Source organism: Streptomyces sp. NBC_01283, assembly GCF_041435335.1.
Lineage (GTDB): Bacteria > Actinomycetota > Actinomycetes > Streptomycetales > Streptomycetaceae > Streptomyces.
Window position 1 is genome coordinate 104,425 of the sequence record NZ_CP108430.1, and the last position, 9,409, is coordinate 113,833.

Genomic DNA, 9,409 nt, shown 5'->3' on the forward strand with positions numbered 1-9,409 from the left:
AATGGACGTCGCTAACGTGATTCGTGTGCGCCGCTGACGGTCGACAGGCAACGCACCGTTTTCAGAAACGTGGGTTCGGAAATCCACTGCTCTGGGCGAGAATTGGGTTCTACGCTGCCCGGGATCGATTTCCGAGTGCCGGCAATTTCCGTGCACCGCGAGACCGGCATGCATTCCGCTCCCATGACGTACGAAGGTCCGGCGCGCCGCCCACCCACTTGCCCGGAAACACAGGAGTACTGCCTGCCATGTCCCACGCATCCGTACGCGTTGTGATCGCAGACGAGCAGAGACTGCTGCGCGAATCTCTCTGCGCGTTGCTGGACACGGAGCCCGGCATCGAGGTCGTGGGCCAGACGGGCCAGGTGGCCGACTTGCTCACGCTGGTCGCACGGACCAGGCCCGACCTCGTGGTGCTCGATGTCCAGATGGTTCCGGCCGACGATCGCGAGGCGATCGCCACGCGTCTGCTGCACGGCATTCCGGCCTGCCGTGTGCTTGTGCTGTCCATGCTGGAGCAACCGCGCCTCGTGCAGCGGCTGTTGGACCTGGGCATCCACGGCTATCTGCACAAGAGCGTCGGCTACGGCAGCGTCGTCGACGCCGTGTGCGCGCAACGGGGGGCCCGTTCCTACCAGACGGTGACGCTGCCGCTGCACCGGCGGTCCTTGCGGGCCGCGGGCAGCGGCCCGGTGACCGGCTCGGAGCTGTCGGCGCGCGAGCTGGAGGTCCTCACCCACGCGGCAGCAGCCCTGAGCAACCGTCAGATCGCCGTGCAGCTGGGGATCGCGGAGGGCACCGTCAAACGGCACCTGAGCAACATCTTCGAGAAGCTCAGCGCGGTCAGCCGCCTGGACGCCGTCAACAAGGCCTCCTCGATGCGGCTCATCCACCCCGGCGACACGCGTGCGGCCCACGGTCTGCGCGTGGCGACATGAGCGGTCACCTGGGCCGGCGGGTCACTCCGCGGCCCGATCCACCGCGTACGGCTCGATGGCGGCCAGCTCCCGCTCGGTGAGCGGCGGCGCGTCCAGCGCCGCCACATTGGCCTCCAGCTGGGAGACACTGCTGGCCCCGATCACCGCCGAGGTGACCTCCGGCCGGCGCAACACCCAGCTGAGGGCCAGCTGGGCAAGACTCTGGCCTCGTTCGCCCGCGATCACGTTGAGCGCCTTGGCCCGCTGCAGATACGTGTCGGTGATGTCCTCGGCGGAGAGGAACATGCCGGCCGCCGCGCGAGTGCCGGGAAGCACCCGGCCACTGAGGTAGCGATCGGTCAGCAGTCCCTGTGCGAGCGGGGAGAAGACCGTGCCGCCGGTGCCGAGCCGGGCCAGTTCCGTGAAGAGCCCTCGCTCGGGCGTCCTGTCGAACATCGAGTAACGATGCTGATGGAGCGTCAGGGGCACACCGGCGTCGGTGAGCACGTCGGCGGCCTGCCGCGTCGCCTCCGGGGAGTAGTTGGAGATGCCCGCGTACAGGGCCTTGCCCTGCCGCACGGCGTCGGCGAGGGCGCTCATGGTCTCTTCGACCGGTGTGTCCGGGTCGGGCCGGTGCGAGTAGAAGACATCGACGTACTCCACGCCCAGGCGGCGCAGGGTGCGCTCGAGCGAAGCCATCAGGTACTTGCGGGAGCCGCCGATGCCGTAGGGCCCCGGCCAGCTCTCGTAGCCGGCCTTGGTGGACAGGACGATCTCGTCCCGATAGCGGCTCAGGTCACTCTTCAGCACCTCTCCGAAGCGGGTCTCGGCGTATCCGAACACCGGTCGGCCGTAGTTGTTGGCGAGGTCGAAGTGTGTGATGCCCAGATCGAAGGCCCGCAGCAGCAGAGCCCGTTGGACGTCGGCTGCGCGGTCGGGACCGAAGTTGTGCCAGAGCCCCAGGGACAAGGGCGGCAGTCGCAGCCCGCTGTGCCCGGCGCGCCGGTAGCGCAGGCGGCCGTAGCGGTCCTCGTCGGCTGAGTAAGTCATCCCGCACCTTCCTCGGGGAATCGGCAAGAGCGCCCGGGAGATCACCATGCCGACGGCGTCGGGCCCCGGTTTCGGCTGTGTGCCTTTGGGGGTGCCCCCATGTGTCTCAAGTCGTATCACCCGCTTCCCCGCGTTTCCCAGCTCCTACGTTCTGAGCTCTGACCGCGATGACCCGAGGCGGGAGAATCCGATGACTGAGCTGATGGTGGACAGGGGTATCGAGGAGCTGGGGGACCGCTCCTCCGAGGTGGTGCGCAGGTCCAGGGGCCGCTCGGTCGGTGTCCTGGTCGACGCGTACGGGACGGGCAACTACTTGCCGGCGGCGTTCAACCGGCTGGGCTTCGACGTGATCCACGTGCAGAGCAGTGCCGAGCCGATCTCCCGGATGCAGCCGTGGGACCGGTCCGCGTATCTCGACTGGCTGGTCTACGACCCGGACGGCGGCACCGAGCAGGTTCTCAAAGAGGCCGGGGTGCGTTTCGTGCTGCCCGGCCAGGAGCCGGGTGTCCTGCTCGCGGACCGGCTGAGCGAGGCGCTGGATGTCCGCACCAACGGGACCACGCACTCCGATGCGCGTCGCGACAAGTACAAGATGATCGAGACCGTTTCCGCGGCGGGGCTGCGAACCGCCCAACAGCTGCTCACCGATGACGTGGAAGAGGCCGTTGCGTGGGTCGAGGCCAACGGGCACTGGCCCTGTGTGGCGAAACCGCTGGCATCCGCGTCCACCGACGGCGTCACCGTCTGCCGCAACGCCGAGGCGCTGCGCTCCGCGTTCCGGTCGGTGCTGTCCAGCACCACCGTGTTCAACGGCGCGAACACCGAGGTGCTCGTCCAGAGTTACCTGGAGGGCACCGAGTACATCGTCGACACCGTGAGCGTCGACGGCCATCACTACGTCTGCGGTGTCTGGCGGTACGAGAAGCGCCTGCTGGACAACGGCAAGCCCATCTACAACCGCGACATCCTGCTGCCTTCGGACACTCCGGTGGTCGCGGAACTGGCCGCCTACACCCGTACGGTCCTCGACGTCCTGCGCATTCAGCACGGTCCCGCGCACACCGAACTGATCGTGACCGATGCCGGTCCGGCGCTGGTCGAGGTCGGCGCCCGCGTCAACGGGCATCTGCATCCCGCCTTCCACGACCGGGCCATCGGCGTGAACAGCGCCGACCTGACGGCGTTGGCCTACCTCCGCCCCCAGGAGTTCCTCGCCCAGCACGCCGACGGGATCTACGAGCGGCGTCAGCCTGCCGCCGTCTACAACGCCCCGACTTCGCTGTCCGGCACCGTGGTCTCGGTCGACGAGGCCTTGGTCCAGGAGATCCGCGACCGGCCCTCGGTGGTGGACCTCGTGGTCAAGCGGGGCCCCGGTGACGTCATCGTGCCCACCCATGACCTGCTGACGAGTCCGCTGCGGGTGTTCCTGACCCATGCGGACCCGGTGACGCTGGAGATCGACTACCGGTTCATCGAGTCCGTTCGCGAATCGCTCTTCCAGGTGCGCCGGCCGGCCCCCCGGGCCGCCTGCGGCGTGGTGTGACCTTCGGGCACCGCAACCCGGCGGTCTGGTCAAGGCGCCGGCCGACTTACGGAAGGATCCATCCCCCATGCTCATACAGTCGCCTCCGCAGACCACGGCACGGCAGCTTTCCCTGCAGATCCGGCGCAAGATCATCGAGATGAGCGCCTCCCCCAACGGCGTACACATCGGCGGCAGCATCTCGATCGCCGACCTCCTGGCCGTGCTCTACGCGGAGGTTCTGCGCGACCCGGCGGGCGAGGGCACGTCGGGCGATCGTGACCATCTGATCCTGAGCAAGGGGCAGGCCTCCGCGGCGCTCTACGCGGTGCTCGCCGCCACCGGGGTCATCCCGGAGTCGGAGTGCGCCACCTACGCCGAGGAGGGCAGCCGGCTGGGCGGTCACCCGATGAAACGGCTTCCAGGGGTGGACTTCTCCACCGGTGCCCTGGGGCATGGGCTCCCCCTGGCCCTCGGTGTCGCCCTGGCCGGCCAGCGCTTCGGCCACGACAAGCGGGCTTTTGTGATCCTCGGTGACGGGGAGCTGCAGGAGGGCTCCAACTGGGAGGCGGCGATGGCGGCGGCCCATCATGGCGCCGACAACCTGATCGCGATCGTCGACCGGAACGGCTGGCAGATCAGCGGCCGCACCGACGAGTGCATGTCGCTGGAGCCCCTGGCCGACAAGTGGGGTGCCTTCGGCTGGCGCGTGCTCGGCATCGACGGGCACGACCACGACCAGATCCGTGCCGCGCTGACCGGGCCCGTCGAGCCGGGCCGGCCGACGGTCGTCATCGCCCGCACGGTCAAGGCGCGTGGAGTGCCGGGGCTGCAGGACACCAAGCAGAGCCATTCGGCGACCCTCGATGAGTCGGCACGGCGTCAGGCGCTGGCCGTCCTGGAAGGTGACCGGGCATGAGCACTGACATCGCGGTGCGTCGCACCGTGGCGGAGGTCCTCGACCACGTCTGGGAGAACCGCTCGACGATCGAGAGCCGCAACGCGTACGCCATGATGCTGCTCGCGCTCGCGCGGGAGAACCCGAACCTGGCGTGTCTGACCGCCGACATGAACTTCGAGGACCACTTCGCCGTCGAACTGCCGCGTCAGCACGTGGACCTCGGTATCGCGGAGCAGAACATGATGGGTGTGGCCGCCGGCATGACGGTGGCCGCCCGCCCGGTGTTCGCCAACGGCATGAGCCCCTTCGCCATCGCCCGTGCCTACGAACAGATCAAGATCGATGTGGCGGGTGCGAATCTGCCGGTCAAGATCGTGGGAACGCACGCGGGTCTCGCCTCGGGTCATTACGGCCCGACCCATCACTCGCTCGAGGACATCGGCATGACCCGGATGCTGCCGAACATGACGGTGGTGGTGCCCGCCGACGCCTGGGAGGCGGCGCAGGCCACCGTGGCGATCGCTGAGGACCCGGGGCCGGCGTACCTGCGGCTGGGGCGCAACGTCACGACGCCGCTGTACGAGGAGCGCGCCGCGTTCGTGCTCGGCAGGGCGAAGGTCCTGCGGGATCCCGGCCGGGTGCTGTTCGTCGCCACCGGCCCGCATCCCAACCTGGTCGCGGCCCAGGCGGCGCGGGAGCTCGCCGCACAGGGCGTGAGTGCCGGGCACCTGAACATGCACACGGTCAAGCCGCTCGACCGGGAGGCCGTGCTGCACGCGAGTGCCAACGCGGAGGTGGTGGTGACCATCGAGGACCACCGGGCGCTGGGCGGCCTTGGGGCGGCGGTGTGCGAGGTGGTGGCGGAGGTCGGCGGGCCCCCGGTGCGGCGGATCGGCGTGCCGGACATCCACTACGACCTGGTCGGCGGGGAGGAGTACCTGCTGCACCACGCCGGGATCACGGTGAGCAACGCCGTCGCCGAGGCGCTGGACGCTCTGGTGTGAGGCGAACCGCCCGCCGCCGGGGCGGCGTGGCGGAACGCATCGGGTGGTTCCCCTCAGGATCAGCCGCTGTGCTCCACGAGTTGGGGCCGGTCGGGTTCCGCGGCGGTCACCGTCCTCTTGGGGCCGCCGGCCCACCGGCGCATGATCGGGCGTTCCACGCCCTCGTAGAGCAGCCAGCTGAGCAGCAGGGTCACGGCGAAGGCGAGGGCGATGACGGCGAGGGCCGTGGCTGTGTCGAACTGCCTTCCCTCCAGCAGGTCGTGGGCGATGAGCAGCACCATGAAATGCACGAGGTAGAAGGCGAACGACACCTCGCCGAGCAGGGTGAGCAGGCGGCCCCGCAGGCCGGTGCGGCGTCCGGCGATGTCCGCGTGCGCGATGGCCGCCACCAGCAGGGCCAGCGGGACGGCCAGGACCGCGTTGAATCCGTACTGCCAGGGCACGGCAAGCGCGAGAACATACCCTCCGCCGGTCAGGGCCAGCGCGGGCGTGACGCCCAGGGAGACGCGGTGCCCTTCCGCCAGGAGCCGGGCGACGAGCATGCCCAGGACGAACTCGAAGAGGCGCAGCGGCGGGAAGTTGTAGCCGAGCCAGGCCTGCATCAGGGACACCGGCCAGTCCGGAAGCCGCGGGGTCCCGGATATCCATCCGTCGATCATCAGTTGGGTGCTCAGCAGCCCGGTGGAGGTGAGACCGAACCACATCCACAGACGGCTGCTCCTGATGGTGCGAATCCAGCGCCACAGCAAGGGAAAGAGGAGATAGAAGAGGAGTTCACTGCAGAGCGACCAGCTGGGCTGGTTGAGGGAGACGGCCGTGTCCGCACGCGGTATCCAGGAATGGACGAGAAAGAGGTTGGTCAGCCACACCCCTGGGCGCACAGGGGTCATTGTCGCGAAGAAGCAGAGTGCGACGGCCCACATCACGATGTGGTTGGGATATATCTTCAGCAAACGACGGCGGTAAAAGGCCCGCAGTGTGTCCTTCGGGCGTGCCGACCAGGCCAGCACGAACCCGCTGAGGATGAAGAAGAAGGACACTCCCGCGAAACCGACGCGGCTGAACGCCTGCGCGTATCCGTCGGCGAATCCCTGGTCCTCGAATCCGCCGAGGACTTCGGGGAGCGATGCGTGGAAGAGAAAGACCAGGGCCGCGGCGAAGAACCGCAGCCCGGTGAGCGAGGGCAGTTTCTGTCTGGACAGCTGTCCGGCCCCGCTGCCATGGTGATCCGGCATGAGCGCTCCTATGGGTGAGTGGTCATCAGGTCGGCTCCGCCGACTGTCGGGCGGGCGGTGTGAGGGCCGCCTCGGGGCCCGGCTGGGTGCGGCGCGCCAAGCCGACCAGCAGCAACGCGCAGAGGCTCGCCCCCACGGCGACCGCCATGAGGACGGTGCTCACGGCGAGGTGCTCGAACAACATGCCGGCCACGCCGTAGGCGATCGGGCTGGCGACGAAGACGGCGGCGCCGAACACGGGAACCACGTGGGGGCGCAGGTGTTCCGGTGGGCGCAGCATCATCAGCGCGACCGCCGGCGCGGTCACCGCGGGCAGGAACATGCAGCCGGCCGCCACGGTCACCGCCAGCGTGGTGACCGGCTGGTCCCACGGCAGGAACCACAGCACGACCGCCGCGCCCACGCCGCCCGCGGATGCCAGCCGTACGGGGGTGAATTGGCGGGCGAGCCGGGCGACGGCGACGGTGCCCAGGGCCGTGCCGCCGCCCCAGGCCGCAAGGAGCCATCCGGCGACGTGCGGGTCGGCGTCGTAGCGGTTCTTGGCGAGCACGGGCAGCGCGAGCATCACGACGGGCATGAGCATGCCGTACCCGAGGGCGGCGAACGCGAGGGTGCGCAGCACCGGGTCCCGGAAGAGGTAGCGCACGCCTTCGGCCATGTGGTGCGAGGACGATGGCTCCGAGGCCGGGGTGTGGCGTGGCAGCCCGACCAGCAGGGCGGCCGACACCGCGAACGAGGCGGCGTCGATCCACAGGACGTTGAGTGCGCCGAACTGCGCGATCAGGAAGCCCGCGATCGCCGGCCCGACCAGGCGCGCCGTGGAGGTCGCCGTCTCGAACAGGGCGTTGCCCGCGGTGACGACCCCCTCATCGAGTCCGATGGACTCGGTCAGCAGCATGCGCTGGGCCGAGAGGTAGGCCGACGCGACACAGCCGATGAGCGCCACGATCACCAACAGCGCCCAGAACGGCAGCATGTCCGCCACGTACAGGGTGGGGACCGCCGCCGTCAGCAGCGCGCTGGACAGGTCGCCCGCGATCGTGACGCGACGGGCGCCCCAGCGGGCGACGAGCAGCCCCGCCGGCATGGCGAGCAGCGGCACCGGCAGGATCTGGATCAGGAACACCAGTCCCATCCGGGCCGGTGAGCCCGTGGTCATGAGGACGAACCACGGCAGCGCGAGCGTGGTCATCTGCGTGCCGACGGAGGAGGTGAACTCCGCGGCGATGACCCTGCGGAACTGCCAGCTCCGCAGGGGTGAACGCCCTTCTGTCACGGTCGTCATCCGGCTGTCCGTATCGAGGCCGGACGCATGTCGCTCCAGTGGGTGTCCACGTAGTCGACGCAGGCGTCCCGGGTGTCGGGCCCGAACACCGGCGACCACCCGCCCGGCGCGGGCACGTCCCGGGGCCAGAGACTGTGCTGCTGCTCTTCGTTGACCAGCACCCGGTATGCGGCGTCGGGGGCGTCGAACGGGTTCGTCATCGTGCACTCCTCGTCGTCGGTGTCGTCGGTGTCGTCGGTGCCGTTCACCACGTCACCGGCAGCCGGTGCACGCCGTAGACGGCCATGTCGGATCGCATCGGGATCTCCTGCGGGTCCCCGGCCAAGCGCAGGTCGGGGAAGCGCCGCAGCAGGGCGGTGTAGCCGATGCGCAGCTCCAGGCGGGCCAGTTGCTGCCCCAGGCACTGGTGGATGCCGTGGCTGAAGGTGAGGTGGCTGTGGCCACCTCGTGTGACGTCGAGACGGTCGGGGTCGGTGAACTGGCCCGGGTCGCGGTTGGCGCTGGGAAGGTGGATCAGCACCGTCTCCCCCTTGCGCAGGGTCACCCCGTCGATCTCCACGTCCTCGGTCGGGGTGCGCTGTACGCCCACGTGGACGATGGTCAAAAAGCGCAGCAGTTCCTCGACCGCGCTCTCGACCAGTGATTCGTCCGCGCGCAGCAGCGCCATCTGGTCAGGGTTGTTGAGCAGTGCGTACGTGCCGAGCGAGAGCATGCTGGCCGTGGTCTCGTGCCCGGCGACCAGGAGCAGCAGGGTGGCTCCGATGGACTCCTCCACGGTGATGTCGTCGCCGGACACCAGCACGCTGAGCACGTCGTCGGCCGGTTCGGCCTTCTTGCGCATGAGCAGTTCACCGGTGAGGTCGACGAGGCTCTTCAGCGCGGCCTGGGCCTGCTGCGGGGCGATGTCCAGGCGCAGCAGGTCTTCCGAGTCGGCGACGAACCGCTCCCGGTCGGCGACCGGGACCCCGAGGAGTTCGCAGATCACCTGGGAGGACACCGGCACCGCGTAGTCCGTGACCAGATCCGCGGGCGGCCCCTTGCGCAGCATCGCGTCGCCGTAGTGCGCGGTGATCTCCTCGATCCGGGCGGCGAGCTGGCGCATCCGGCGCAGGGTGAACTGGCCGGCCAGGCGCCTGCGGAACCGGGTGTGGTCCGGCGGGTCCATGTGCTCGAACAGACCGGGTATGTCCGCCTCCAGGTCCGAAGGACGGTCGGAGGGGAACGCCAGGTGCTTGTGTGAGGCGGCCGAGCTGAACCGCTTGTCGGCCAGGATCTGCCGGCCCTGCTGATATCCGGTGACGAGCCAGCCCTCGTATCCGTCGGGGAAGGTCATCCGGCCGATCGGGCCCTGTGCGCGCAGCGCGTGGGGTGGGTCCAGGGGCCGCTCCCGGAGCGTCGGCAGCCCGTTCGTGACGACAAGTGTGGTCTCAGACATGCTCTCTGCATTCCGCCGCGTTGGGACCGCGGCTGATCTGGTGATGGATGAGGGCCTGCC

General features: G+C 69.3%; 9 protein-coding genes. 4 read left to right on the forward strand and 5 right to left on the reverse strand.

Annotation, left to right across the window (positions count from 1 at the left end; all coding sequences use genetic code 11):
* Positions 1-248 precede the first annotated feature (248 nt).
* A complete protein-coding gene (locus tag OG302_RS00350; protein WP_371524643.1) occupies positions 249-938 on the forward strand; it encodes a LuxR C-terminal-related transcriptional regulator in 690 nt (229 codons plus the stop codon).
* A gap of 21 nt (positions 939-959) precedes the next feature.
* On the opposite strand, the gene OG302_RS00355 is transcribed toward OG302_RS00350, so the two are convergent.
* Complete coding sequence (locus OG302_RS00355) at positions 960-1,967, reverse strand: aldo/keto reductase (RefSeq protein ID WP_371524645.1); 1,008 nt, start codon at positions 1,965-1,967, stop codon at positions 960-962.
* A 190-nt stretch (positions 1,968-2,157) separates the two neighbouring features.
* Here OG302_RS00355 and OG302_RS00360 point away from each other — a divergent pair, with 190 nt between their 5' ends.
* The 3 genes from OG302_RS00360 (at position 2,158) to OG302_RS00370 (ending at position 5,394) form a co-directional block, all read left to right on the forward strand.
* A complete protein-coding gene (locus OG302_RS00360; RefSeq protein WP_371524647.1) occupies positions 2,158-3,510 on the forward strand; it encodes an ATP-grasp domain-containing protein in 1,353 nt (450 codons plus the stop codon).
* A 67-nt stretch (positions 3,511-3,577) separates the two neighbouring features.
* Positions 3,578-4,408, forward strand: a complete 831-nt coding sequence (locus OG302_RS00365; protein ID WP_371524649.1) for a transketolase — start codon at positions 3,578-3,580, stop codon at positions 4,406-4,408.
* Positions 4,405-5,394: a transketolase family protein gene (locus OG302_RS00370; protein ID WP_371524651.1), complete on the forward strand. Its 990-nt coding sequence runs from the start codon at positions 4,405-4,407 to the stop codon at positions 5,392-5,394. The genes OG302_RS00365 and OG302_RS00370 overlap by 4 nt, the downstream gene beginning before the upstream one ends.
* A 59-nt stretch (positions 5,395-5,453) precedes the next feature.
* Here the strand turns inward: OG302_RS00370 and OG302_RS00375 are convergent, their stop codons facing one another.
* Genes OG302_RS00375 through OG302_RS00390 form a run of 4 tightly spaced genes read right to left on the reverse strand, consistent with a single transcriptional unit; the run spans position 5,454 to position 9,349 of the window.
* A complete protein-coding gene (locus tag OG302_RS00375) occupies positions 5,454-6,629 on the reverse strand; it encodes an acyltransferase family protein (protein WP_371524653.1) in 1,176 nt (391 codons plus the stop codon).
* Between the two features lie 25 nt (positions 6,630-6,654).
* Entirely contained in the window at positions 6,655-7,914 is a 1,260-nt protein-coding gene (locus OG302_RS00380; RefSeq protein ID WP_371524655.1) for an MFS transporter, read from the reverse strand.
* Positions 7,911-8,162, reverse strand: a complete 252-nt coding sequence (locus tag OG302_RS00385; RefSeq protein WP_371524657.1) for an MbtH family protein — start codon at positions 8,160-8,162, stop codon at positions 7,911-7,913. Before OG302_RS00385 ends, OG302_RS00380 begins: the two co-directional genes overlap by 4 nt.
* Positions 8,159-9,349: a cytochrome P450 gene (locus tag OG302_RS00390; protein ID WP_371524659.1), complete on the reverse strand. Its 1,191-nt coding sequence runs from the start codon at positions 9,347-9,349 to the stop codon at positions 8,159-8,161. The genes OG302_RS00385 and OG302_RS00390 overlap by 4 nt, the downstream gene beginning before the upstream one ends.
* Between the last annotated feature and the right edge of the window lie 60 nt (positions 9,350-9,409).